The organism is Prosthecobacter sp. (assembly GCF_044236155.1).
Lineage (GTDB): Bacteria > Verrucomicrobiota > Verrucomicrobiia > Verrucomicrobiales > Verrucomicrobiaceae > Prosthecobacter.
Map to the genome: position 1 here is coordinate 101,498 of NZ_JBIIHA010000013.1, position 26,357 is coordinate 127,854.

At 60.9% G+C, this 26,357-nt stretch carries 19 protein-coding genes; 8 read left to right on the plus strand and 11 right to left on the minus strand.

Annotated elements, in window-relative coordinates:
• Window positions 1–30 precede the first annotated feature (30 nt).
• Window positions 31–294, plus strand: a complete 264-nt coding sequence (locus ACILSE_RS13070; protein ID WP_395717842.1) for a hypothetical protein — start codon at window positions 31–33, stop codon at window positions 292–294.
• Window positions 291–584, plus strand: a complete 294-nt coding sequence (locus tag ACILSE_RS13075) for a hypothetical protein (protein ID WP_395717843.1) — start codon at window positions 291–293, stop codon at window positions 582–584. Before ACILSE_RS13070 ends, ACILSE_RS13075 begins: the two co-directional genes overlap by 4 nt.
• A 1-nt stretch (window position 585) precedes the next feature.
• Here ACILSE_RS13075 and ACILSE_RS13080 read toward each other — a convergent pair whose 3' ends face one another.
• Window positions 586–2,931 (minus strand): DUF1592 domain-containing protein, encoded by a 2,346-nt coding sequence (locus ACILSE_RS13080; RefSeq protein WP_395717844.1) that lies wholly within the window; start codon window positions 2,929–2,931, stop codon window positions 586–588.
• Window positions 2,932–3,083: 152 nt separating this feature from the next.
• Between ACILSE_RS13080 and ACILSE_RS13085 the strand changes: the two genes are divergently transcribed.
• From ACILSE_RS13085 to ACILSE_RS13100, 4 genes are all read left to right on the plus strand, one after another.
• The gene (locus ACILSE_RS13085; RefSeq protein WP_395717845.1) at window positions 3,084–4,433 is read left to right on the plus strand and encodes an MFS transporter; all 1,350 of its coding nucleotides are present in this window, start codon (window positions 3,084–3,086) and stop codon (window positions 4,431–4,433) included.
• Window positions 4,434–4,438: 5 nt separating this feature from the next.
• Window positions 4,439–5,545, plus strand: a complete 1,107-nt coding sequence (locus ACILSE_RS13090; protein ID WP_395717846.1) for an Ldh family oxidoreductase — start codon at window positions 4,439–4,441, stop codon at window positions 5,543–5,545.
• Window positions 5,546–5,649: 104 nt separating this feature from the next.
• The gene (locus ACILSE_RS13095) at window positions 5,650–5,883 is read left to right on the plus strand and encodes an addiction module protein (RefSeq protein ID WP_395717847.1); all 234 of its coding nucleotides are present in this window, start codon (window positions 5,650–5,652) and stop codon (window positions 5,881–5,883) included.
• Window positions 5,880–6,179 (plus strand): type II toxin-antitoxin system RelE/ParE family toxin, encoded by a 300-nt coding sequence (locus tag ACILSE_RS13100; RefSeq protein ID WP_395717848.1) that lies wholly within the window; start codon window positions 5,880–5,882, stop codon window positions 6,177–6,179. Before ACILSE_RS13095 ends, ACILSE_RS13100 begins: the two co-directional genes overlap by 4 nt.
• Window positions 6,180–6,187: 8 nt before the next feature.
• On the opposite strand, the gene ACILSE_RS13105 is transcribed toward ACILSE_RS13100, so the two are convergent.
• Complete coding sequence (locus ACILSE_RS13105; RefSeq protein ID WP_395717849.1) at window positions 6,188–7,429, minus strand: NAD(P)/FAD-dependent oxidoreductase; 1,242 nt, start codon at window positions 7,427–7,429, stop codon at window positions 6,188–6,190.
• Between the two features lie 118 nt (window positions 7,430–7,547).
• Here ACILSE_RS13105 and ACILSE_RS13110 point away from each other — a divergent pair, with 118 nt between their 5' ends.
• Complete coding sequence (locus tag ACILSE_RS13110; protein ID WP_395717850.1) at window positions 7,548–8,342, plus strand: SDR family oxidoreductase; 795 nt, start codon at window positions 7,548–7,550, stop codon at window positions 8,340–8,342.
• A gap of 3 nt (window positions 8,343–8,345) precedes the next feature.
• On the opposite strand, the gene ACILSE_RS13115 is transcribed toward ACILSE_RS13110, so the two are convergent.
• From ACILSE_RS13115 to ACILSE_RS13155, 9 genes are all read right to left on the minus strand, one after another.
• The gene (locus ACILSE_RS13115; RefSeq protein ID WP_395717851.1) at window positions 8,346–11,597 is read right to left on the minus strand and encodes a DUF6797 domain-containing protein; all 3,252 of its coding nucleotides are present in this window, start codon (window positions 11,595–11,597) and stop codon (window positions 8,346–8,348) included.
• 3 nt (window positions 11,598–11,600) lie between these two features.
• Entirely contained in the window at window positions 11,601–13,154 is a 1,554-nt protein-coding gene (locus ACILSE_RS13120; RefSeq protein WP_395717852.1) for an L-serine ammonia-lyase, iron-sulfur-dependent, subunit alpha, read from the minus strand.
• Window positions 13,155–13,172: 18 nt separating this feature from the next.
• Window positions 13,173–14,651: a hypothetical protein gene (locus tag ACILSE_RS13125; protein WP_395717853.1), complete on the minus strand. Its 1,479-nt coding sequence runs from the start codon at window positions 14,649–14,651 to the stop codon at window positions 13,173–13,175.
• A 35-nt stretch (window positions 14,652–14,686) separates the two neighbouring features.
• Complete coding sequence (locus tag ACILSE_RS13130) at window positions 14,687–15,478, minus strand: GxxExxY protein (RefSeq protein WP_395717854.1); 792 nt, start codon at window positions 15,476–15,478, stop codon at window positions 14,687–14,689.
• Window positions 15,479–15,555: 77 nt separating this feature from the next.
• Entirely contained in the window at window positions 15,556–17,952 is a 2,397-nt protein-coding gene (locus tag ACILSE_RS13135; protein ID WP_395717855.1) for a c-type cytochrome, read from the minus strand.
• A gap of 288 nt (window positions 17,953–18,240) precedes the next feature.
• Window positions 18,241–20,055, minus strand: a complete 1,815-nt coding sequence (locus tag ACILSE_RS13140; protein ID WP_395717856.1) for a hypothetical protein — start codon at window positions 20,053–20,055, stop codon at window positions 18,241–18,243.
• Window positions 20,052–21,008 carry a DUF1080 domain-containing protein gene (locus ACILSE_RS13145; RefSeq protein ID WP_395717857.1) on the minus strand — a complete coding sequence of 319 codons (957 nt, stop codon included), beginning with the start codon at window positions 21,006–21,008 and terminating at the stop codon, window positions 20,052–20,054. Before ACILSE_RS13145 ends, ACILSE_RS13140 begins: the two co-directional genes overlap by 4 nt.
• 94 nt (window positions 21,009–21,102) lie before the next feature.
• Window positions 21,103–22,452, minus strand: a complete 1,350-nt coding sequence (locus tag ACILSE_RS13150; protein ID WP_395717858.1) for a Gfo/Idh/MocA family protein — start codon at window positions 22,450–22,452, stop codon at window positions 21,103–21,105.
• A gap of 91 nt (window positions 22,453–22,543) precedes the next feature.
• A complete protein-coding gene (locus tag ACILSE_RS13155) occupies window positions 22,544–24,943 on the minus strand; it encodes a DUF6288 domain-containing protein (RefSeq protein ID WP_395717859.1) in 2,400 nt (799 codons plus the stop codon).
• A gap of 152 nt (window positions 24,944–25,095) precedes the next feature.
• Here ACILSE_RS13155 and ACILSE_RS13160 point away from each other — a divergent pair, with 152 nt between their 5' ends.
• Window positions 25,096–26,343, plus strand: a complete 1,248-nt coding sequence (locus ACILSE_RS13160) for a glycoside hydrolase family 2 TIM barrel-domain containing protein (protein WP_395717860.1) — start codon at window positions 25,096–25,098, stop codon at window positions 26,341–26,343.
• Window positions 26,344–26,357 lie beyond the last annotated feature (14 nt).

A 26,357-nucleotide genomic window follows, 5' to 3' on the forward strand; every position in this document is an offset into this window, starting at 1 on the left:
ATTTAGCAAAAGTTAAATAATTAGCATTGCATGAACTGGCAGCGCGCCATCCCGACGAGTCGATGCCTCGCCATCACTGTGACCCTTGTCACGGTGATGATCATGCTCACGCCACTGCGTCGCGGACCGGCCGGATCACAACGGCAGGCGGGCTGGATGCCACTGCTGAACCTCGGCGGCATGCATGACAATGCGGCCTTTCAGCGCAGGCAGGTGGCACCCACCGGCTTTGCGGCCAGCGACACTCCCTTGAGCCGCGCCCCATCGACAAACTCTCGATCACGCACTCCATGAGCGGCCGCTTCAAGCCGCCGGGCCAGTGCCCGGTCTGCGGTGAATGGGCACCCAAGGGTGCCGTAGCCTGTGAAGAATGCGGCGCTTGCGAAAAGTCCGGCTGGAGCGGCGATACGCACGCGGATGGGCTCGATCTGCCAGACAATGACTTCGACTACGATGACTTCATCGCCCGTGAATTTGGCGGCCAGAATTCCCCAAAGCCTCGGAAGTCGAATCTCTGGTGGTGGGTGGCTCTGGCATTGCTGATCGCATTCGTGCTCTCCGCGATGCTGCCGCTCTTCGGCTAGATCAAGGCTGTGTTGTGACGCCTTCCATCGCGGCGACCAGCGCGACCTCGACCATCAGCTTCTGAATGTGGCATTGATTGGCAGCGAAGCTTTTTTGGAGGTCGTCGATGACCTTGGGGCCGTATGCGGCGGGCTCCTGCTTCACGAGATGATGAAAAAGGTGGCGTATGAAGGCGCGGTGGCCGGCGGGATTGTCGGCGACGTAGTTCACGATGTCCCGCGGGCCGGTGAGTCGCACAAGCTGGCCTTCGTGCGTGGTGAACTCGCTCACAGGGTTCACGGGCTTGTTGTTGTCCTTCGTGCGCCAGCGACCGACGGCGTCGAAGTTCTCCAGGCTGAAGCCGAGCGGGTTGATCATGCTGTGGCAGGTCATGCAACCACCGCTTCGGGTGAGTTCGGTGATCTTCTCCCGCATGGTGAGCTTCGGATTGAAGTGGCTGTCCTCGAACACGACGGCCTTCTTCGGCGGCTTGAGCGACATGCCGACAATGTTGCGCGTCAAAAATACGCCGCGATGCACGGGCGAGGACTGCTTCGTGTAGGCGAGCGAGGCGAGCAGGTAGGGGTGAGTGACGACACCGGCGCGCTGTTTCGGATCAAAGCCCACCCGCTGGAACTCATTGCCGGTGACCGGGTGGCCGTAGAACTTGCCTAGGCGCTCGTTGAGCAGGATGTAGTCTGCCTGCAGCAGGCCGCGGTAGTCGGATTTCTCGCTCCAAACCACCTCGTCGATGAACTGGAAAAGCGATTCGCGCAGGTCGGCGAGCAACTCGGGCGTGAAGTCCGGGAAGACCTTCGGGTCTTTGCTGGTCCCCTCGGCTCGCTCGAGCTCCAGCCAGTGATGGAAGAATCCGTGCAGTTTTGCCTTCGTGCGTGGATCGGCCAGCATCCGTTGCGCCTCCGCTCTCACTTGATCACGCGTGCGCAGCTTTCCCTCTGCGGCGGCCTGGGTGAGCTTTTTGTCCGGAACGGAATCCCAAAGCGTCAGCGCCAGACGCGAGGCGGTGTCGTAATCATCGGCTTTTTCGCCCGCCTGAATGCCGGGATAAAGAAACTGCGGCGATTTAATCGCCAGCATCACGACGCGTTTCACCGCCGTGTCCGGTGTTTTGGCCGACTTGAACTGCGATTCGATCATAAACTGCTTCAAATCATCGCTCAAAGGCCGGCGGAAGGCGGTTTCGATAAAGTTCTGCGCGAATTTGCGAAGCTTCTCGCCGCGATCAGGTGCTCCGGGCTTGGTTTGCGCGAGTTCATCCAGATTCGCGATCACATGCTCGGCGGTGGCGATCGCCGATTCTGTCACCGCCTGGTCCCAGCCCTTTGAAATCGTCGTGCCCCGCGCATAACCGCCGCTGCTGTCATCCGCTGGGAATTCCGTGCTCACGATCATGAGCTCTCGCGGCCTCTCAGTGCGCAGCGCGTGCGCGGGGATCAGCTCCTTCACGCCATGCGGCGGTTTCCAACACAGTTCGATGGAGGCGGACTTCTCCTTGAATTTGAAATGCTCAAGCACCAGGCGGTAAGCACGCCCGCCGACGAGGTGGATGCTCTTTTTTTCCTCCCGCACCTGCGGCCCTGCGCTGACCCAGCCGTCGATAAGCGCGTCGCCATCCGATGTGTCATTGATGAAAAGGCGGAAGCCGTTCTCCGACTTCACCGCGAACTCATAGATTCCGGTCTCACGAGCAATGACACTGCCCTCAAAGCGATTCTGAAACTGCTCCGCCTCCAGCACGGCCTTGTCCGGGCTGTCCGCCCCCCAGTGAAATGAAATCACCGGCTCGATCTTCTCGATGGTCTTGTTAGGCCGCTTGGCCTTGATGCCTGTTTTTGGCGTGGTGTCCACGGGCTTTTCGCCGGGTTTCGGTAGCTCCACACCGCGGTAAAAGGCCTTCAGTCCCTGCTCGCTGCCGATGGGGCGGTCAAAACCGGGGCCCATGCGGAAACGTCCGATCACATCCATCACGCTGTTGCGGAATTGTTCGATGGTGAGCCGTGCCAGCTCCTTTTTCGGCGGATTCAGCCGTGCCTGGGCCGAGGGCGAGTAAAACGCGTCGTAAATATACTGTGCGATGAGCTTCGCATTCTCCGCAGTTGTCTTGTCAGGATCATCCTCCGGCATCGTGCGGTCGATCTGACGTGCAAGCGCCTCGAGCGTTTTCTCGCCTGACAGCGGCTCGTCATATTCATCCTCCACGCCCTGCCCGCGGTCACCGTGGCAATCGGAACAGAGTTTTTGATACAAGGCTTTGCCCGGATGCTCGACAGGCGCGGCAAACGAGCACGTGGCGAAGACCCACAGGACAGGCAGTGGAAAACGGATTTTTGGGGATGAAGCAGCCATGGGGGATTTTTAGCGGCCAAGGGGATAAAGCGGTTCATTGCATTGCTCTTTCATCAGGTTTTTTCGATCCTTCGAGTCGTCACGCGAGTTCTTGAACAGGCTATTGCAAAAGCACCTCGCTGAACGATAGCCGCCAGCAACGCTCTCCCGCCGTGCCCACCCCACCCGACTCCTCCGCCCTGGATCGTGCCAGGAACAAAGCCTACTGGCGGCTGCTGCCGTTGCTCTTTGTCTGCTACGTCATCGCGTATGTTGATCGGGCGAATGTGAGCCTCGCGAAGCTCACGATGGCGAAGGACCTGCCTGAGTTCGACAACGCGGTCATCGGTTTCGGCGCGGGCATGTTCTTCTGGGGCTACATCCTGCTCGAGGTGCCAGGCACGCTGCTCGTCGAGCGATGGAGCGCACGGCGCATGATGTCGCGCATCATGGTGACGTGGGGCATTCTCGCCGCGCTCACCGCGGCGGTGAGGACGCCGATGCAGTTCTACTGCGTGCGCTTCGGGCTCGGGCTCGCGGAGGCCGGCTTCTTTCCCGGCGTGATCGTCTTCCTCACACATTGGTTCCCCAATCGCGACCGCTCCCGCGCCGTGGCGCTGTTTTTGATCGCCACACCCGTGGCACAGATCGTGAGCCCGAAAATCTCCAACCTCCTGCTGCAAATCGGCACCGACGAGGTCATCAACGGCGTCACCGTGCATCATCCCGAGCTCCTCGGTCTCGAAGGCTGGCAGTGGATGTATATCTTCTGGGGCGTTCCCGCCGTGCTGCTGGGCTTTGTCGTGCTCTTCATGCTACCAGACCGGCCGCGTGAGGCCAAATGGCTGGCCACCGATGAACGCGAGGCCCTCGAGCAGCAGCTCGAACTCGAAAAATCACAGCGCTCCAAAGGCAAACGCATGTCGCTCGGCGAAGCGCTGCGAAATCCGAAGGTGCTGCTGCTCGCGCTGGCCTTCTGCTGCAGCGTCACCGCGAACTACGGCTACGAGTTCTTCTTCCCCAGCATCTTAAAGTCCTGGTACAAGCTCGATCTCAACAAAATCACCTGGCTCGTCATCCTGCCGCCCTGCCTCGCGCTTGGCAGCCAGTTGTTCGTCGGCTGGAATTCCGACCGCACGGGCGAGCGTCGCTGCCACGCGGCCTTTTCCATCATCATCGGCCTCACCGCACTCGGACTCGCACCGCTCACGCAGGGCAATCTCGCCCTCACCATCCTGTGCTTCATGATCTTCTTCGCCGGCGTCAAAGGCTACCAACCGGCCTTCTGGGCACTGCCCAGCCTCTTCCTCACCGAATCCGCCGCCGCGGGCAGCATCGGCCTCATCAACTCCATCGGACAAATCGGCGGCTTCATGGGCCCGTATTTGCTTGGCAGCCTCGAAAAGAGCACCGGCTCCTTCGCCACCGGCATCTACGTGCTCACCGCGTCGATGACCGTGAGCGCCGTGATCATCCTCAGCCTCGGACTGGGCCATCGCCCTTCCTCCGACGAGCAAAAATGACATCGATGAATGCTGACGACGAAATCATGCACGTCGTGCCGGTCGAGCGGCACAATGCGGTCATCGCAGCCGCTTACCTCGCCCGTGGTTACGACGAGGACGAAACGCAATCCGCCGTGCGCATCGCGCAAAGCGCCTCGTGGCATGGCGTGCGCACGCACAACGGCATCAAGGCGCTGAGCCTCGACGATCACTTCGGCTCCAAAGTCGGCGGCTGCCTGCCTCGCGCGTCGATTGAGAAGCTGCCTGGACGTTTTCCCGCCACCGAAGTCTGGAACGCGCATCGCAAACTCGGCCAGCCCGTCGCCGAGCAGGCCATCGAAACCTGCATCGCCCTCGCCGAGCGCTACGGCATCGGCCAGGTGTCCGTGGACAGCGCGTTTCACTACCTCTGGGGCGGCGGTTACGTCATGGAGGCCGCGCGTCGCGGCTACGTCGCCTACACCAACTGCACCTCCGCCAAAACCGGCGTCGTGCCCTTCGGCGGCAAACACGCCACGCTCGGCACTAATCCGCACTCGTGGGGCTTTCCCACCACCGACGCCGTCGGCTTCCCCATCGTCATCGATTGGGCAACGTCCGTCATCGCGCTCGGTCGCGTGCAGCAGCTCGCTCGCGAAGGCAAATCGCTCCCGCCCGATCTCGCGCTCGACAAAGACGGCCGCATGACCACCGACCCCGCGCAAGTCGCCGCGCTGCTGCCCTTTGGTCAGCACAAAGGCTACGGCCTCGCGCTCGCCGACGAACTCTTCGCCGCGCTCATCGGCGGCTCGCTGCCCACCCTCCGCGGACGCGATCCCGTTCCCGGCACGAAGCAAACGCCATGCTTCTACTTCCAAGTCATCCATCCCGACGCGCTCTCATCCGGCGCCTTCTCCGGCGGCCTATCTCAAGCCGAAAACGTCAAAACCGTCCTCCACGACATCCTCTCCCACGGCAACGAACACTGCCTCCTCCCCGGCGAACTCGAAGCCCGCTGGGCCAAGAAATGCACAAACAACGGCGGCCTGCTCTTCTCCCGCCACGAGATTCGCCAGCTCAATCAAATCGCGCTCAAATGTGGCGAGCCCGCATTCGACGTGGCGGAGTTTCCTGAAGCGGACCTGGCTTAAAAAGCAGGCCAGGCACGTTCCCTTGTCCGCCCCGCATAAGCTGATCAACAACGTCCTCAAATCATACGCTTGGCAACCTTGTCCCGTCCCGCTACAATCTGGTCATGACTGCCACCCAAGAACTCTTTGCCCACGCGGTTCGCCTTCCTTCTGAGGAGCGGCGTTTCCTGGCCGAAATCATCTGGCAGACCGTGGACGCCGACCTGCCCGCTCAATGGGAGAATGAAGCCACCCTGGGTGCCGAGATAGAACGCCGTTTCCAAGAGTTCAAAGCAGGACGCGAGCGCGGCTTGAGCCATGACGATGTTTTTTCGGCTGCCAGAAGCCTCGCTGCATGAAGGTTGTCTATTCGGAGCACTTCCAAGCCGAGCTGTGCTGCGTAACGGGCCGCTACAGCGCGGAAGACAAAGAGCTTGGCCGCCGGTTTGTGCAGACAGTGGAGCATGCCTGTGTGGAGATCACGGCAGACACGTTGCGCTGCCGCGTTCTCGAGGGTCGCGTCCGCCGCTGCTTGGTTCGCCGCTTCCCATACATCATCTACTATCTCGTTGAGGATGATCTGCTCTACTTCGGCGCCTTGCTCCACAGCGCCCGTCATCCCGAGACTTATCGAGCCGCATTTGCCGATCTGTAGTCGGTGGATCACGCAAATCGGTCCGGTGACATCAAATCGAGCGCCACGGATGATTTCTCGCCACTCAACACCTCAGCAACCATTCTTCCCGTCGCGGGCGCGAGGCTCAGGCCCATCATCGCGTGGCCGGTGGCCACGGTGAGGTTCTTCCAGCGCTGCGTGCGGCCGATGTAAGGCATGCCATCGGGCGAAACAGGCCGCAGACCGCTCCACGGCTTCACCTCCGCGAAATCCTTCTCCTCAAACGCCGGGAAATACTGCGGAAACGCCCGCGTGATGCCGCGCACGCGACGCTGCGTGATCGATTCGTCGATGCCCGCCAGCTCCATCGTGCCACCGACACGCAACGCGCCCTCCATCGGCGTCACCGCCAGCCGCGCCTCGGTGCAGATGCTGCACAGCTCCGGCAACTGTTTCGGATTCGTCAGCGTGAGGCTGTAGCCCTTGCCCGCCTGCATCGGGATCTTCAAATCGAGCTCGTTCGCGAGCTGCGCGGACCACACACCGCCGCACAGCACCACTTCATCACCCGAAACTGCGCCTTTCGATGTCTTCACCGCACGAAGCGTCTGTCCTTCGACCTCAAAGCCCTTCACCTCCGTTTCCCACAAGAACGTCACGCCGAGCCTGAGCAACTCCGCCTCCACCGCGCCGATAAAACGTCCCGGTGTGAGATGGCAGTCCTTCGGGAAAAACACACTGCCGCAGACCTGCATCGTCACCGCAGGATCGAGCACAGCCGTCGCCTTCGCATCCAGCACCTCGGCGGGGATGCCGAGCGCGTTCGCCTTCCCCGCCATGTGACCTTCCTCATCCAGCGTCTGCTGTTTCTGGCACAGCATGAGCAAACCACGCTTCACAAGGCCAAAATCGAGTCCCAGCGTCTCAAAGCACTCGCGACTCAGCAGGCTCAAATCGCGCAAAACAGGCGCCGCGGCATCCACACGCGCCTTCGTGGCCGCTTTCCAGAAATGCAGGCCCCAGCGCATCAAATCGGCATCGAGCCGCGGTTGGATGTAAAACGGCGATTCCGGATTCCACATCCATTTCAGGCCCAAAGCGACCATTCCCGGCGCCGCGAGCGGAATGAAGTGACTTGGCACGATCATACCTGCGTTCCCAAACGAACAACCATCCCGCTGACGCGCCTTTTGATCGATGATCGTCACGCTCATGCCTCGCCGGGCGCAATAAAGCGCCGTGCTGAGGCCGATGACGCCCGCTCCGAGGATGATGACCTGTTTGCTCATGTTCCCGCTCAGAATGGCGCGGCGCGACCCGTCATCTTGGATGCTTTGGCGGCCCGCACCGCAATTTTTGCCAATCGCCACCGCTGGACGCCCCGCACGCGCTCGTTAGCATCGAACAATGGACCAATCTTGGACAGACAAAATCGTGATCGTCACCGGCGGTGGCGGCGGCATGGGACAGGCAGCGGCAAAGCGTTTTGCGGACGCCGGGGCAATGACATTTGTGTTTGGGCGCACACTGGAGTCACTCCAGGAAAGCGCCGCGCTTTCAGCGAACATCATCCCTGTCGTTTGCGATGTGGCAGAGGGTGCCAGTGTGGCGGCAGCGATGGAAACAGTGCTAAAAACCGGCGTGCCGCACGCGCTTATCCACACCGCAGGGATCAACACGCCCGACCGCTTCATGGCTCACGCCGACTCTACACGCATCGCGAGTGAAGAGAGCTGGCGTAAGGTCATGGAGATCAATGTGATCGGCGTGGCCAACATGATTCAAGCCGTTTCCAAGCCGATGGCCGCCAATGGTGGCGGCAGGATCGTTGTCGTGTCCTCCACAGCCGGCCATGGCTATGATTCCTTCGCCGGCGTGCCCTACACCGCCAGCAAGTGGGCTGTGCATGGCATGCTGTTCACGGCACGGATGCAGCTGAATGCGCATGGCATCGTCGTTTCTGAATACGCTCCTGGCGAAGCGGACACCCCGCTCGTGAAAAAGCGCCCGGTGCAGCCCTCCGCCAAGCACAAGGAAGCCATGATCACCTGCGAAGACTGCGCCGACGCGATGTTCTTCATCGCCAGCCAGCCGCACAGCATGAGCATCGTCCAACTCCCCGCCTACCAACCCTTCGGCGGCATGCCCCCGCAGATCACGCTTCCGTGGCTGGATGCGTTTGAGATCAAGCCGAAGGCGTGAGACTCACTTCAGCTCATGAATCGTCCCGTGCAGCACACGGTCGCCGATTCGGAGTTCGTAGCACCAGGTTGGAGCGAGGTCGGGGATCTCGAGCGTGATCGTTTTCTTGTCGTCACTGAGCTTCACATCGCGAATCGTCAGCTCGTGCTCGTCGTAGTGCTTGGAGCCATAGTTCTTCGTGCGCTTGAGGGACCAAACCTTCATCGCACAGTCAGTCGGGTCAATTAGGTCACTAAATGTCACGCTAAGGGTTCCCTTCTTCGCCTTCACCATCAGCGGCACCTGCGCAGGCCGCTCACCACGCCGGATGCGGTGAAACCCTCCAGGCGCAGTCGCGTTCCCAGCCCACGCAAACATCCCGCAGGTGTAAAGCGCGTCATCGGGGCCGAAACGGCCGCGCATGATGCCGGTGGCGAAGGCGGGCATGGGCAGCTCGCACACCGCGCCCTGCCATTTGCCGTTCACTTCCTCGTGCGGCACGAGAAAGGCTTTGCCGGTGCCGTAGCTGAGATTGAGCAATGAGCCACCGAGATTGCCCCAGGCGTTCTTGGGCACCCAGATAAGCTCGGCCGGGCTGCGGTCCTTGTCGTTGGTGATCCAGACCATCGGCGGCTCCATGGCGGCATCGGATTCGTCGGTGACGCTCGTGTAGCCATACATGTTGCCGTAGAAGCCGCCTGCTTTGACGCGGTTGATGCGGTTTTTCGGCGTCCAGAAGCCTTCTTGATCGGTGACGAAGAAGGTGCCGTCGTCATTGAGGCACACGCCGTTCGCTGCACGGAAGCCGGTGGCGAGGATGTCGGTCTTCGACCCATCGGCGCTTACCTTTAACAGTGTGCCATGCTGCGGGATGACGCTGTCGAGCGCATGACGGCCGGACTTGGCATAATAAAAATTACCTGCGGCATCGGTTTGCAGGCCCATCGCGAACTCGTGGAAGTGCTCGGTGACTTGCGCGTCGTCGTTGAAGCACTCGATGAAGTCCGTTTCGCCATCCGCGTTCAAATCAACGAGCTTCGCGAGCTGGTCGCGGCAAAGCACGAAGAGTTCACCATCGCGAAACTTCACGCCGAGTGGTTGAAACAGGCCACTGGCGATTCGGCGCCACGTCAACGTGGCGGGCGCTTTCGCCATCAAGCCATCGACCCGCCACACATCGCCATTCCACATCGCGACGATGGCCGCCTTGCCATCGGGTGTGAAGTCAAAGCCACCGGGGCGCATCCAGCTTTGAAACGGATTCTCCACCGGCAGCGAGAAGTCATCGGCGATGAATGCGGCATCGTCTTTGCCAGCCACGGAGGTCGTGGTGACGGTTTGCGGCCACTGTGCGGGACCGCCTTTCGTCAACGGAGCCAGATCGAGCGGCGCAGTGAAGTTTTTCGCCATCGTGTCGAGCGAGGCCGGATCGACGCGGGAGATGAAAAGTCGCGTTTGAGCCCCCGAAGCCAGTTTGGCGACCCAAAAGCCGTTTTCGCGCTTCAACTCGCCTTCTCCCTTCAAAACGACATTCACGCCATCCGGTGCCACACGCAGGAAAAGCGGCTGTTTGGCCTCGGCGACGTTCACCGTGCGCACGAGGATCGGCGTGGAGCCGTAATCCATCCACGCGGGCGATTCGAGCACACGCGTGCCGTGGATGCTCGCGGCGATCACGCTTTGGTTTTGATGCTTGTAGAGGCCGAGGAAACGCAAGCCGGCCATGGGACCGTATTTTTTGCCATCTTTGGCTGCGGTGCGGGTGTCTTCGAAATCACTGCTGAGGCTCCAACCGGGTTCGACGGGCATCACGAACTGCTTTTCGCCGATGAGGCTCGTGTGCGTGCCGTGACTGCCGTCGAAGGCGATGCCTTTCCAGTCCACAAACGTCCCAGTGCTCGCCGCGGCGACGCGCATCGTGTCGTGATCATAGATCATCCATGCGCGGCCTTTCGTCACGCCACCAGGACCGTCATCGAGCCGGATGGCGATGCCTTTTTGCGCGATATTGTCCGCAGCGACCTCCAGCGTCCAAAACAGTGCGTTGCCGAGTTCCATGCGTTGATACGGCGGCAGTGTGGTGTCGATCTTTTCGGCCTCGGCACGGGCGAGACCACGTGGCAGCGCGGCGAGGTCGATCTCCTTGAGCTGCGAGGGATTGTGCGGGCGCAGGAAGGTCTCGCGGATGTAATGGATGACCGCATACTTCTGCGCGGTGGTGTATTGCGGCTGCGGCACCATCTGGCCGAAGCCCTTGGTGAGCGTGAGATACATCGAGAACGGGTCGCTGCCGTTTTTGAACTGCCCTTCAGCGAATCGCAAAGCGGTGGGCAGCGATCCCGGCTGCACCTTCGTGCCGTGGCACACCACGCAGAGGGTCTTGTAGATCGTCGCACCTTCTTCGAGCGTCTTCGCATTCCAACTGCCCACGATCTCCGCGTGATCGCTGCGCTCCAGCGCCTGCACCCAGCCGCTGCCGCTTTCGATCACCGGTTTGCCGCCCGCTTTCGGTGCATGCGTGAAGTCCGGCGTGTTCGCACTCGCTCCACCGTCTTTGAAAAGCAGCGCGATCTCGCTCTGCGGCAACGCACGCTGCCAGACCTTTACCATGCTGATTTGGCCATGGGTGAAATCTCCGCCGAAGTTCGGCGCGGCACGCCCGACCTTGAAGACATACCCTTTCTGATCCGGTTTGGCGAAATTCGCCGCGTTCGCGATCTCTTTGCCATCCAACCAAAGCCGCACGGTGCTTCCACTGACGTTCAAAACCGCCGTGTGCGGTTTCCCATCATTCACCTTCGGCTTTCCAGTCATTGCGCCAAGCCAGCCGATGTCATACACCAGCCTGCCGCCGCGAATGAACAGCGCCTTCGCATCCGGCGACCACTTGCCCGTGGGCGCACACATCGAAAACAGCGTGCCTTCGCCATTCGACTCAAACTGCGCCATCGCCGTGAAGTCCGCTCCGAGGTCAAGCCCCGCGTCCGGAAAGTCCTTCGCGCCCGTTTTGGCCAATGCTGGCACCTCTTCCGGCCCGCGCACGAGTTTGCCTGCTCTCCACACCCGCAAAACAGGCGCTCCATTCGCCGGATGCTCCACTGCGATGTCGTGAGGCCCCTTCGCATCGAGTGAGAGTGTCAGCTCATCGCTAAGTTTCACCTTGGCCGCACCTTCGAGATGCAGACGGTAGTTCAACGGCCACTCCGGCGAATCGAGAGGCAGAGCTTCACACGGCGCGGCCGTACTGAGGCTGGCGAGGAGGATGAGAGAGAGCATGATTCAATGACAAGCGCAGGTTCCGCAGCCTTTCTTGAGGCCGGCGAGACGTTTTTCGATTTCGAGGGAGGTCGGGGTGACGGCGAGACCGCCGAGGGAGGTGCAGCGATGCTCGCGAGGCATGCGTTCAGAGACGGCTTTGGCGGCGTCGATGACTTCATCGAGCGGGATGAGCGGGTCGTAGCCGGCGAGAGCCATGTTTGCGCAGGAAAGGGCGTTGGAGGCTGCCATGACGTTTTTGCCGAGGCACGGTGCCTCGACGCGATTCGCGATGGGATCGCAAATGAGCCCCAGCATGCTCTGAAACGCCATCGAAGCCGCCGCGATGGCCTCATCCCGTGTGCCGCCCGCGAGTGTGACGAGCGCGGCGGCGGCCATGCATGCTGCGGAACCGCCTTCGGCCTGACAACCGCCCACTTCCGCCGCAAAGGTCCAGCGCGTGGCAATGAAAACGCCGATCAATCCGGCGGCGAGCATGGCTTTCGCCATTTCGGTCTCGTCCTTGCCCATCTCCTCCGCCATCGCGATCACGGCACCTGGCAGTGCGGCACAAGCCCCTGCTGTCGGCGCGGCCACAATGACGCCCATGCTGCTCTTCACCTCCATGATGGCGGTGACGTAGAGAATGATGCGGTTCAAAGCGCCGCCATCTAGCAGGCGGCCTTTTTGCATCATTTCGGCAAAACGCCCGCTTTGATGATTAAGCACGCGATCTTCGTAACTCGTGCCCGCGATGCCGCTGGCGATGGATTTGCGCAGGATGCGGACGATGTCGGTCATCTTCGCGATAACTTCCTCCTCGGTGAAACTTCCACGAGCGCGCTCATACTCGATGGCGAGTTGCCAGAGCGGCGTGTTTTGGTCCGCGTCATGCTCCAGCATGGCCGCGCAACTCGTGAAAGGCATGCGGAGGTTTTGGCGGGATGGGACCGGCAGGACGGGAGAAAGCCGCTTCACTGAAGACCCGTCGGATCCGACGAATCGGTCTGATTTCACCTGGATGAGTTGCTGGTCACCGAGGTTGTGAGTGATGCAGACACTCTTGTCTGCATCTGAGAGGCCCAAAGTGCAGACAGGAGTGTCTGCATCACACCAGAGCAGCGTCTCGTGATACCCACCATCCATCCGCAGCGCCACGCCATCGATCTCGATGACCTCGATCATGCCGCCGCCGGTGGAGATGGCGATCAGCGTGTGCGTTTCGCGGCTGTTCTTCAGCGTGAGGCGATATGTGTTCGGATGCGGATCACCGACATCGACCGTTTTGATGCGCAACTTGATTCCCGCTTCCGCGAGCGCCTGCGCCGAATTTGGCAGACGCTCATCATCTGCCTCCCAGCCGAGCAACCCACCAAACAACCCCATGTCGCTGCCCTGACTATCGTGCGTCGTCGGCAGCGAGCCCGCCCGATCAAACTCAACGAGCACCTCCGTGATCTCTCCATCCATCAAATCGCGGGCGAGCCTGCCGATGCGCAGTGCCGCGGCGCAGTGCGAACTCGACGGCCCGCGCATCACGGGTCCGATGACGTCGTTAAAGATAGAGACGGCGGTCATAAAGGTAGCAGGTTGGAGTTATCTGGGGATCTCATTCACCGTGTAATAGGCTTTCCGGTGCAGCAGCGGCTCTTGATCGCGTGAGACGAGCTTTCCGAAGTCAAAGTCGTGCACGTGATTCTCGACGATCTTGTCCACCACGAGCCGCACGCTGAGTCCATCGACTGCAGGTGTGGCGGAGACGATGCGCGGCGTGGTGTGATCGACTTCCGGGCTGCCGTAGGCTCCGTGGTAAATGTAAGTGTAAGTGCCGAGCGTGTAGTTCTCCGTTTTGGACGCTGTTGCGGCATCGACGGGCTTCGTGAAGCTGACGACGAAGCCATCAGGGCGAATGTTGATCTCCTTCACCTCAAACGGCATCACGCCCGACCAGTCGAGACGTTGCAGCGCAAAGGGCTCCGTGCCGCGCACCGGCCACTGACGCGATGTCGTGAAGCCACCCGCGATGAGCTGGCCCTTTGGCGTGAACTCCACATTCATGAGCCCGGTGGCCAGCCCTTCACGAAACGGATAGCACGCGCCCTGCCACACGCCATTCACCTGCTCCGTCGTGACGCGCACGAGGATGCTCAGGCTGTAGTCTGCGAGGAAAAGCTGCCCGTCGAACGGCCCAAACTTCCCGCCCGTCTGCGCCAGACGAAAACCGGAGATGCTGCGGCCCATTTTGATATACGGAAACAGCACCGCAGGCGGCACCAGCTCCGGCACGCGACGCTTCTCCACCGCCATGCGCGACTCCGTCTTCGGCTCCTGCGCGGGCGCTTTCACGTTCGGCGCATTCGGATACCAGTTGTAGCTCGCCGGATGGCCGAGAAAGCCGCCGGGCTTCAAATGCTTGAGCGAGCAGCAGCCATTCCACGGCCCTTGGCTCTCGACCGTGAACATGACGCCCTGCGCATTCGCACCCGTGCCGCCCGGACTGCGCAATCCACTGCACACCGGGATCATCTTCCCCGCTGGCGTCACCTTCACCGCCCAGCCGCGGAAGAGATTGTTCGATTCATACGAGCCGCTCAAACCCAGCGCGACCCACAGATTGCCCTCGGGATCAGGCTTCGATGCAAAAGCGAACTCATGCTGTTCCGCATAGCCCCAGTTGCTCGTCAGCGTGTCGTAACGATCCGCGATCTCATCACCATCCGTGTCTGCGATGCGCGTCACTTCGCCCCAAGTCGTCGCAAGCATCGCGCCATCGCGCCACGCGAGCGAAAACACCTCATCCTGCCCGCTCGCGAACAAATGAAACTGCGGTTGCGGCGGCGATTCGAGCACTCCTTTCACAAAATAGATGTCCCCACGCCGCGTCCCGACCGCAAGCCGCCCATCCGGCAAAAACTCCAGCCCACCCGGCCGCATCGGCACCGTGGCAGGAATCGGGATGTTCGTGATCGGATAATACTTCGCCTCCTCAGTCGCCGTGCCCCACATCTCGCCGAGGTCTTCGGCCGCATTGAGATTCGACAGGAAGATTGAGGACAGGAAAATTAAAATCCCCATCTTCCTGTCCTTAATTTTTCTGTCGAAAATTCTGATCATAGCAAAATGGTCGTAAACGTGACTTGATGGCGGGCGATGTTCACCCAGTGCAGCTTCTTGAATGGACTCGGAGCCATCAGTTTGCGAAGTTGCTCCTCATGCCGTGATCCGAGCGTCTCCTGAAATGTGGTGATTTGAAATGGGGCCTTCTCGCTCAGCAGGTGAAAACGTTGATTGCCGAGAGGTAGCCCGTCCAACGACATCGGAATCTGACGGGTAACGAGTTCCTCACCACCGAGACAGTGGACGATGGCCTGATGGTAGAGTGAAGTCTCCAGGCCCGTCCCCCAATCCGCGACCAGCTCACCAACAAGCTGATGAAAACCCTGCGGTCCTGACCAACGCCTCGTGTTGATGTCAAAGCGCCGTCTTTCGGCCAAGTCCATCGTCGCGTTCACGAACTCGCTTTTGATCGAGGTGGGCCGGAAGTTCACCAACTTGCCACGCGTGGCATTCGTCACGAAGAGGTAGGTCAAAAGTTGAGCCCGATGCGCGGCCGTGAGCACCGAGACCGTCTTCAGCTCATAGATCGCCCTTCGATTCACCACCAAATCCAGATAGAGCGGCTTCACAAAATCCCGGAAGTGTAGCATCACCCCCACTTCTAGCTCTACCTGAAACCCCGCACGCACCAGAATCTGGGCAAGACGGCTTTGATAGACCGACTCATCACACAGGCATCCGAGCTCACCATGCACCGCAAAGACATGCTGCATGACCTCATAATCCAGTGCCGCCATCTCTTTCTCTGAGATGCGGGCAATTGTGATCGGGCAGATGATTGGCATAATTTTGAGGACAAAAAGATTGAGGACAGAAAAATGGACTCAGGAATCTTCCTGTCCCCAATTTTCCTGTCGTGAACCTACCATTGGTATTCGAGAGTGAGAGTGGTCTTGCCCTGCGGCAAGGTGAGCGGAACGAGCACCTCGGCAGGCGAGCCATCGTGCACGATGGCGTTGGTGCCTTCGGGCAGGCGCAGGGTGAGCTTTTCGATGCGGAACTCGTTCGTGCTGATCTTCTCCGCGCTCTTGCCAGCGGCCGCGCGGAAGTGGAACTCGGTCTGCGCAGACAGCGCGATGAGTGTCAGCGTGCGTTTGAAGAAGGCGCGGCCATTCCTGCCGACCACATCCTCAAAGAACTCCTCCACCGCGATCTCGCCAAACTGATAGCGGAAGGTCGGGCGGCGTTTTGCATCGAGGCTGTAGCCTTTCCATTCGTATCCGTGGTCCTGCGGGAAAGTGTGGTTCGTTTTGCCTTTGTAGGGCCAGTTTCCATCTGGCGACTTCAACCGATGAAACGGAATGCCAGGCGGCAGCGTGATCACATCCGCGCCACGCGGATGAAAGCTGCCAAAGTCCACATTCGCGAACTCACCACGCCAGAGTTGCCGCAACGACATCTCCGTGGAGTCAAATGACAGATTCACACGCTCCGGATACCCGACGCCGATGCCGCGAAAACCCGCCGCGGAGCCGCGACCGCGACAAATCTCCGCCACATCGCCCACGCGCAGTTCATTTGTCTGCCGCGAGAGTCCAACGGGCTTCTTCGCGCGCTCACCATCAGCCAGATAGTTCCAAATCGCGTCGATTTGCTGTGCGGTGTCGCCATTGAGGATGTTCGGGCGCAGCGTTTTGCCATCGGGCCAGAAGCCGGGCATGATCACCGTGGGATGAAAGCGCGACGGCTGGCGCATGTAGAGCGTGAACCAGTTCTTTTGCAGCCGCTGCGTGATCGGCGCGAGATCGAGCGCACTGATCTCCCCGGCTCGCTGACCATTGAACTGATGACAAACAATGCACCCAAGCCCGCCTGTGCCGACCATCTCATAGCCCGCCGCCTTCGATTCCTGCAATGGCGCGACTTTCGGCAGCACCGCATCCTCCAGCTTGTCCACACGGCCAAACAACTCCACGAGATGCGCCACCTGCGCCTCGCCGAACTGCGGCATCGACGCCTCCATGTAGTCGCGCTGCCGCCTGCCATGCAGCAGCACCTCCGCCAGCCATTGCGGCGTGAGCTTCGCGCCGACATGCGTCAGCGGCGGCGGAATGCGTCCCTGATCGCCGAGCGAAGGCTGCGTGCTGGTGAAAAGCGCCCGCCGCTCCTGCGCCGGACCACCAAGCCCATCGCGCTCATGACAGGCGATGCAATTCAATGCTGCGAGCGTCTTGTGAATGCGCTGCGTGTCATCCAGCACGAGCTTTTCCGCCGTCGGCAGTGCTTTTTGAATGAGTGACCGCTGCGCATCGCTCAACGCAAAACGCATCACGCAGTCACGTGAGGCATCCAGCTTCGCCAAAACAGGCGCGGAGAGCATCGAGAGCTTCAAATCGTCGTGGCAGTTCGCGCAGCCGAGTTTCGTGAAATGCTCGCGACCTTTGTTGGCGAGCGTGGCATCCACTTTCGGCGATTCAAAGGCCACGATGGGCTCTTTGGTCACAGAAAGCATCTCGCTCGGCACTGGACCGCGAGGCATTTGCGGCGTTTGCAGCTCAAAAGTCAGCTCCGCTTTCCGACCCGTGTGAAAGTAAGTGAACTGAATCGCATGCGGACCTGCATCCAGATCCACCGATGCCTCGAACGACTTCACACCGCGACGATCACTCGGCGCTTCCTCGATGAGCGTCTTGCCATCCACCATGAGCGAGCCGCCATTCATCGTGAGGAAGAACTGATGCGTTCCTTTCACCCGCACATTCAGCCAGCCTTCATAAGTCATCGCCGTGTGCTGCTCGACACGTCCGAGGCTCGCGAGATTAAAATCGGCCACCTGTCCGCCACGCTCGGTCTTCACGTCTTCACCTTTGAGGCCTTCCCAGACCTGTCCGCGATACAGCGTGAAGCGTAGACCACCCGGCACGCGAGTCTTTTGCAGCAGAAAGTGTGCGATGCGCTCCGCATCACGCCCCTGAAACTGCATGTTCGGCATCCGGCCCGATGGACGCACCGCATGCGGATCACGCAGGAACTTCACAAGGCTCGCATGGCTATATTTCGCCTCCAACGGCCCGAGCGGCACCGAACCGGCCATTTGGAGTTCATCCGCCTTCGCATCGCGAGGCGCATGACAGGCCGCGCAGCCGCGAGAATGAAACAACGCATGCCCAAGTGCCGCCGCGACATGATCCGGAGCCTGCGGGGCGAAATCCGGCTTCTTCAGAGAGAGCAGGAACTGCGTGATCTCCTTCGCCGCCGCCGCTTTTTCGGCCTCCGGAAGCTTCGCGAGCACATCCGGCATCGTCGTGCCCTGTTTCATGCCATGCGGAGCACGGATGAAGCTTTCAATAAATGCCGGATTCACTCGCGCACCGACCTCCGCGAGCCGTGGAGCTTTCTTGGAGGAGCTTTGAAGCGCTTCGGAAGCGTGGCAGGCGACACAATTCAGCTCTTCGATCAAAATCTGGCCTTGGAGAGCTTTGCTGAGTTTGGCGACAGGAAGATTGGGGACAGGAAAATTTTCCGGAATGTTCCTGTCCCCAATTTTTCTGTCCTGACCTAGCGCAGCCGAGCCAAGAGCAACGATGAAAAGTAGGCAGCGCATCGGTTATTTGGCTTTAGCGGGAGGTTGTTGAAGCGTGCGGAGAGTCTCCTCGGCTTCTTTGAGGCGGCGCTCGATGTCCTGGCGCTGGAGTTCTTTCGCTGGCGTGTCTTCCATCGGCCAGTCGTCACTGCGTTGAGCTGGCAGAGTGACTTGGCGGTTGGTGCAAATGTTCGCCAAAGGATTGCGCGCCCAAGCATAGCGATAGTGCACGGGTTTCGTCACGAAGGGGCTGCTGAGCAGAAGAATGTGTTTTTCGGTCTTCTGGCCTTCGGTATGCCATTTCACCTGCGCGGGATAAAAACGACGATCCTCGCCGCAGATCGCGAAACCGGTCATTTCGGGCTCGGTGTCGTCTTTGAGTGTCACCGGCGTGCTCAGCGTGAGTTGCAGCGTGTTGTCGATGGGTTTGGCCTCTTTGATGACAGGCGGCAGCCATTGATCATCGGCTTCGTTGGGCTTGAAAGCGGCGTATTGAGTCGCGAGCGCCCACTTCGCGGCGCGTTCACCGGCGGGGATTTTGATTTGCGGATGATACCAGCTTTTGCGCAGGTCAAAAGTGCTCGCGAAGCCGATTTGCTTATCGTCCGCGGCACGGAAGTCGAGGAAGGTCTTGTATTGCGCCTCGCGAATAAACGAACCGGCATCAAACATCGGCTTGAGGAAGTTTTCGCGCGTCTGCGGCTCGCCTGCCGTGCAGAGCGAGAGGATGCAAAACGGCATCTGCGGCGCATCGAAGGCGGTGCGCCATGCGGTGATCATCTTGCCGAAGACCTGATAATACATCCGCGCTCCAGCGGTGCCGTTGAAGCAGTTGTTGAAGCCCTGATGCCACACCGCGCCCTTCACGGCGAGACCGGTGAGCGGTCGGATGACGCTGGCGTAGCAAAAGCCCGGCCGATTCCGATCCGCGATGGGACCGGGGCGCAGATCCGACGGCGGAGGCTCGCCACTGGCTTTCTTTTTCGGGTTCTTGTTGTGACGCTCGATGCGGCTCTTCAGATCGGCCTGCGCATCGTAGGTCGCGATCTTGTTGGCCCATTCTTTGAGCCAGTCCTGCGTCTCCTTGCCTTCGACTTTGCGGATCACGTCCTCGGGCGTCCACGTCTCGACCGTGGTGCCGCCGATGGAGGCATCGATGAGCCCGATGGGCACCTGTGTGGCCATGTGCAGGCGACGGCCAAACACATAACCGATGGCGGAGAACTCGCGCACCGTCTTCGGCGAGCATTCCTCCCAATCGCCTTTGCGGAAGTGCGTGTTGAAGAAGTCGCTCCACTCATGCAGCCGCTCGAAGCTGGCGACAGACTCGAAGCCCTTGCCCTGCGGCATCGTGAGCAAGCGGATCTGCGGGAAGTTCGCCGAGACGATCTCCAGCTCGCCATCGTCCACTCGCTCGATGGGGAACTCCATGTTACTCTGCCCGCCGAGCACCCACACATCACCGATGAGGATGTCTTCGAGCACCACTTTGCCCGACTTGCCGCTGATGGTCATTGTCTGCGGCGTGCGATTGACCGGCATCGCCTGCAAACTCACGCGCCACGAGCGATCCGCGCCCGCTTTGGCACTCGCTTGCTGTTCCGCGAACGAAACCGTGACCTCCTCGCCCGCAGCGGCCCAGCCCCAAATCTTCAGCGGCCTGTCACGCTGCAGCACCATGTGGCTTTGGAAAACATTGCTGACGCAGAGGCCCTCGCGAATCGCAGGCACTTCGACCACGTCGGATTTTGGCATGGGCTTCGACCCTTGCGCGAAAGCGAGGCTGCCAAGAGCGAGTGAGATAAGCAGGAAGATCGTCTTCATGAGGCGTCGATTCATTTCGCAGGCACGATCCAGATGTTCCGAAACGCGACTGGATTGTCGTGTTGCTGGAGATGGATGGGGCCTTCGGGGCTGGTGAGCGGCGTCGAGAGCGGCGCGGAGGTGGTGAAGTCCTTGTTAAGCTCCACGTTTTCGTGAATGACCACGCCATTGAGCCGCACCGTGAGTCGCGGCCACGCGGTGCGGGTGCCGGCGGCATCAAACTTCGCCGCGGTGAACTCCACGTCGTAAGTCTGCCACGTGAGCGGCGGCAGGCACATGTTCAGCCGTGGTTTTGCGATGGAGTAGAGACCACCGCACTCGTTTTGCTCGCCCGTCAGGCCGAAGGAATCGAGCACCTGCGTCTCCCAGCGACCACTGTGATACACGCCGCTGTTTCCGCGCTTCTGACCCCGCGCATACGGCTTGTAAGGCGTGCGAAACTCGAGATGCAGCGTGTAGCTGCCGAAACGTGATCGTGTGGTGCTCGCGTTGGCCATGAGCAGTCCGTTTTCCTCCTTGGCGTTCTCCCATTTGTCCGCGGACAGGACGATGGCGTTGCTAGGCGGCAAGGCCTGCAAAGTGGGGCTTTGGCGTTCGATCCGCTTCAGTTCCTGTTTCGTGCCATCGGCCTTCATGACGGTCAAGACGGCGTTTTTGAGCGTGGCGGTCGTTTTCGAGGCTGCATCGCCGAACTGGCCTTTTTCGCCTTTGAGCTGGATGCGTGATTTGCCCGGTTCCCATCCCGTGCCGGGCAAGCCGCCTTCGAGAACGTAAACCTCAAACTTCCCACCTCCCAACGCCACGACCTGTGCACCCATCGTCTCGTTGCGATACTCGCCTTGAATCACGAAATCAGGATCTTCCCGCCGCGCGACGTCTGAATCGGTCCACGTTTTGGATTCATCGGATGCCGCGACGAGCGATGAGATGCCGACGACAAAGACAAGGAAAAGGGACACAGGCTTCATGAGATGGATGGCAACAGAATGGTTGGCAGCAGAATGGAGGCTCCGGTCAGAAAAAATCATTCTGTTGCCAGACATTCTGCTGCCAATTTTAGAGTTAAAGCGTCTCGCCATAGCTCCAGCCCTCGCGGACGGGTTCTTTGACGAAGGCGTTGAGTTCGGGGTGGTTCGTGATGCGCATGTTCGCGGCGTCCCACTCGATGCGGGTGTTGAAGCGTTGCGCGAGCACACCGAGCTGGATGATCTCGGTGAGCTTGGCGGAGTAGGTGAAGTTTGAGCCGGGCTCCGGGCCTTCGCCTTTGATGGCCCGCATCCACTCGCGAAACGGGCCGCCAGGCACACGCGGGATGCTTTGCGGCGGCGGGCTGGCCTTCCAAGCCTGACGCAGCGCCTCATCAATGATCGCCGGAGGTCCAGCGTGCGTGCCGCAGCCAAGCATGCCCTTTGTGCCGACCATCCAGCAGGCGCGGCCGAGATGCGCAGCGTGCTCCGCGCCGAACTTTTCGATGCGGCCGACCTTTTTCCAATCCTGCGGCCCGTCGAACCATTCGAGCGTCACGGGGCCGCGAGTGCCTTTCGCGGCGAAATGGAATTTGATGTGGCTCTTCGCCGTGATGAGGCCTTCGAGCGATTCCTGCCGCTGCAAGCACTCGACGACGGTTGGCTCATCGAGATCGAGAGCCCACACCGGCGTATCGAGCGTGTGGCAGCCCCAATCGCCGAGCATGCCGGAGCCGAAGTCATAAAACGCACGCCAGCGCTGCGGCAGGTAGTCGGCGCAGTAGTCGCGCTTCGCCGCAGGGCCGAGCCACAGGTCCCAATTCAGCCCCGCAGGCACCGGCGATGAGGGCGGCGGCATCACGGACGGATTCGCGAAATGCGGTCCGCCCATCTGCGGGCCGCCATTGTGACAAAACACCTGCGAAACATCGCCGATGGCACCGGCACGCACGGCCTCGACGGATTCGCGGATGCCATCGCCCGCGTGACCTTGATTGCCCATCTGCGTGACGACCTTGTAGCGTTCACGCGCCTTCAGCAGCGTGCGCGTCTGCCAGATGTTGTGCGTGAGCGGCTTCTGCGTGTAAACGTGGATGCCGCGCTCCATGGCCGCGAGCGTGGAAGGAAAATGCGTGTGATCCGGCGTCGAGACGACCACGGCATCGATCTCCTTGTGCATCTTGTCGAGCATGACGCGGAAGTCTTCAAAGAAGGGCTGGTTCGTTCGCCAAGCCTTCATGTTCTCCGCGCACTGCCGCTGATCCGCATCGCAAAACGCGACGAGATTCTCCTCGCTGCATCCTTGGTTGTAAGGCTGCTGCGCAATCCATCCACCCGAGCCGATGAAGGCGATGTTGAGCTTTTCATTCGCCGACTTGCCCGGCTTGCCAATGGCAAACGCGGGTAAAGCGGCGGCGGAGGTCGTGAGAAAGGTGCGGCGGTTCATCGGAGAGAATTGGCAACAGAATGGTTGGCAGCAGAATGGGGACTCCGGTCAGAAAAAATCATTCTGTTGCCAGACATTCTGCTGCCAATCCTCATTTGAAATCATGGAGGTTCACGAGTGTGGGCATCTCAGTGCTCGCGGAGATGGCGGCGACTTGCTCATCGAACTCAGCGAGGTGTTGCTTGGACTTGTTTGCGGCGACGAGTTGGGCGCGGATGTCGGCGAGTTGGGGTAGGATGGCCTGGGTGTGTTTGCCGTAGCGTTTCAGGTAGTCGAGGCAGGCTTTGCTGCGGTTTTTTTCGCCCCAGCGCTGCGGCTCGATGACTTGGAGGATCAATGCCATGCCTTCGCGAATATGCAGGCGGGAAAGGAGATCGAGGCCGGCGAGGCGCACGCCATCGGCGAACATCTCATTGCTCGGCGCGGGCTTTTCGATGGCTTTCACGATGGCGGGCAGCAGGCGGACGAGGTCTTCATCGCTGAGTTTTTGATACGACTTCGCGAGTGAGCCGCGCACGATGGGGTCTTCGTTTTGCAGCAGCGATTCGATGGCAGGATGAAGCAGGGCGCGGTCCACGCCATCGAGCGAATCGGTGAGGATGCTGCGAGGCGTTCTCTTGCCGGGAAAAGGCGCGAAGAGCGCGATACTGGCAGCACGCTGCGCCATGCGGCGCGGGTCGGCGGCATTTTCGCGCAGTGTCATGGCGAGCAAATCACTCACGCAGGCTTTGCGCAGCTCCGGGCTGAGCTGCGGCATGGCCTCGGCGGCGAGGCTTTGCACCCAGGGATCGGTTTCGGTCAAACAAGCACGCAACTGCGGCGCAGCGGCATCCGCACGCGGTCCGAGTGCACCGAGTGCCTCGATGGCGCCATAGCGTGCATCGCGGTCCTTGCCTGCGAGCATCGCCAGCAGCGCGGGAAGGTGATCGCCATCACGTTGGCCGAGCGCGGCGGCGGAGCGACCGCGCACAAAGGGCGACCAGCTCGCGAGTCCGGCGAGGAGCTGCGGCGTGGTGCGCTGCTCGTAGCGGTTCGCATCGCCTTTGTAGGCGAAGTCGCGTCCTGCGGCGATGACTTCGGCCGTCTGCGCGGCATCGAGCGGCGGCACCGTGAAGCCTTTCTTGCCGGTGATGCGCAGGCTTTTCAGCGGCAGGGCGCAATCGAGGAGGTAGCTGCCGCTGCAGTCCCAGTTTTTGTAAGCGCCGTGCTCCTCCTCGCCGACGGGCGAGCCTTGATAAATGAATCGCGTGTCCCAACTGCGAGCGAGATCATAATACCAGGCCTGCTCCTGCAAATAAGCGCCGCTGGTGAGCGGTCCGCAGCGTGCGACGCCTTGCATGGCCCAGAGCATGTTGAAGAAATTGCCCGTGTGGCCGCGCTCGCGTTCGCTGTAGCCAGCGGCGGCCATTTTCGCGAAGAACTCCGCTGCCTCGCGATCACCGAGCAGGTCAAAGAGCACTGCGGAGGCCGCGCACTTGCCATTGTCCTCATGCGCGAAGAACGGCTGATGATCGCCATACGGCACCGCGCCTTTGTGAACATACCAGCGGAGGAAGTTGGCAGCCTTCGCGATGCCTTTGTCGAGGTCCGCGTGCTTCACACCAGCCTCGCGGGCGAGCACCATGCCGATGGTGAGCGGGATGCCGGGCGCATTCATCGCGCCGTAGCCGCCGAGGTTGTAGCCGTTCGGTGAAAAGCGATGTCCCCAGGTGCCGACCGCGCTTTGACCGCGTGCGGTTTCGAGCGCGAGCCGCGTGAGACCGGGCATGACGGAGGTGTCGCCAGTGGCCATGACGTATTCGGCCACGAAGGTCATCATGAAGCCGTAATACCACGAGAGATAGCCGTCGGTGGTGAAGTCCGCGGCCCACTTCGCCTCGCGTTGAATGAGCGGCAGGTAGTCTTTGTTGCCGCTGGCGAGCAACGCGAGGCCGTTGAGGGCTCGCGAGATGCCATCGAGCCTGCGCACGTAACTTTTCTCATCGCTCATGCGCTTGGCGAGCGACGCGCAGCCGAGTTCGAGGATGCGCTTCGACTTCACGCAATCATACGGCGAGGTGGCGCTGCGGCTGCCGAGCACGGCGAGCTTGATCTCGACAACTTCCGTTTTGCCAGCACGCCAGCGCAGCAGCTTCAAAGCGCCCTCTTTTGCCTCTGCGGCCGCGACGGCCTTCGCGAAGGTGATGCGGGCATCATCGGCAAAAGATGCCTCATTCACGCCGAGAATGACATCGCCGACCGCGAGCTGCTTTTCCGCCGGTGAACCGCTCGCGACCTCGGTGACGAGAATCTGCCGCGCATCGCGAGAATGGCCGTTGGCGCTAAAAATCCATCCGCGAGCTCCGGTAGGCCCGAGCGTCCAATCGTGCTCTTTGCCGGGTTGGTCGCCTTTGGTGAAGTCCGGAGGCATTGGCGTGGCTGGGGCCGCGATGGCGCTGGAGACGAGCAGGCAGGCTGTCGCGGAGATGAACAGGGGAAGGTAGCGTTTCACAAGATGGAGATGCTAAAGCGCTCCATCGGCACCGTCTTGTGCAGAATGGCCGCAGAGCCGGGCAAAAGCCGCACAATGGCCCGAGGCATGCCGCGACAGTCCTTTTGGGATTTCTTTTTGCGCATGAAGGACAACCGGGAATGATGGCGGGCATGATTCGCACCCTCGTTTGTCTTTTCGCCATCCCATTCATCGCCGCGCAGGCCCTCGCCGAGCCGGTGCCGGTGAAGATCGCGCCGGGGAAGGGCATCACGCGTGGTGGCGAGCCTTACTTCGTCAAAGGCGCGGGTGGTGAGAAGCATCTCGATGAACTCGTGGCCTCCGGTGGCAACAGCATCCGAACCTGGACCACCAACGGCCTCGGGCCGATCCTCGATGACGCGAGCAAGCGCGGCCTGACCGTGTGCGCGGGCATCTGGCTGGAGCCGGAGCGCAGTTGGTTCTCGTATGGGAACACGAAACACTGCGCGAAGCAGATCGCGCGAGTCGTGAATGAGGTCGTGCAGCATCGCGATCATCCCGCGCTGCTGTTTTGGGGCCTTGGCAATGAAGCGGAGGGCGATGGCAACAACGCGGCGTATTGGAAACAGCTCGAAGTGCTCGCGCAGATCGTGAAGCAGCTCGATCCCGCGCATCCCACCTTCACCGCGGTGGCGGGGCTCTCGCCTGACAAGGCGAAGGGGCTCAACGAGCACACGCCGAGCCTCGACTTCGTCGGCATCAACACCTACGCCGCGCTGCCGTCGTTACGGAAGCATCTCGTCAAAGTCGAGTGGAAGCGCCCGTGGGTCGTCACCGAGTTTGGTGCGCAGGGTTTCTGGGAAAGCCCGCGTGCGCCGTGGGGTGCGCCGATCGAGCAAACGAGCGGCAACAAGGCCAAGACGATCCGCAAAGGCTACGAAGCCGCCATCCAGCCCGGTGGCGACTGCTGGGGCAGCTACGTCTTCCTCTGGGGCCAAAAACAAGAGGCCACCTCGACATGGTTCGGCATCTTCACCGAGCAAGGCGAGTCCACCAACGTGCGCGATGTCATGCACGAACTCTGGAAAGGCTCACCACCCACCGATCACGCCCCGGAACTCGCGCCGCTCATCAGCGACGCCGCGAAAAAAGAGCTCGCGGCCAGCAGCGAGTTCCAAGCGCAAGCCGATGCCACCGATCCCGATGGCGACGCGCTTTCCTGGCACTGGACCGTCACCGTCGAAAGCGCCGGCCGCAATGAACAAGGCCGAGAACGCCCCACTAAGCCGCTGCCCGATTGCATTGTGAAAGCCGAAGGCCCTCACGCCACCTTCCGCGCTCCGAAAAAGCCCGGCGACTACCGCGTCCACCTCCGCGTCACCGACACGCACCAGCGTGCCGCGACGGCCAACTTTCCGTTCAAGGTGATCGAGGAGTGAGACGACGTTGGCCG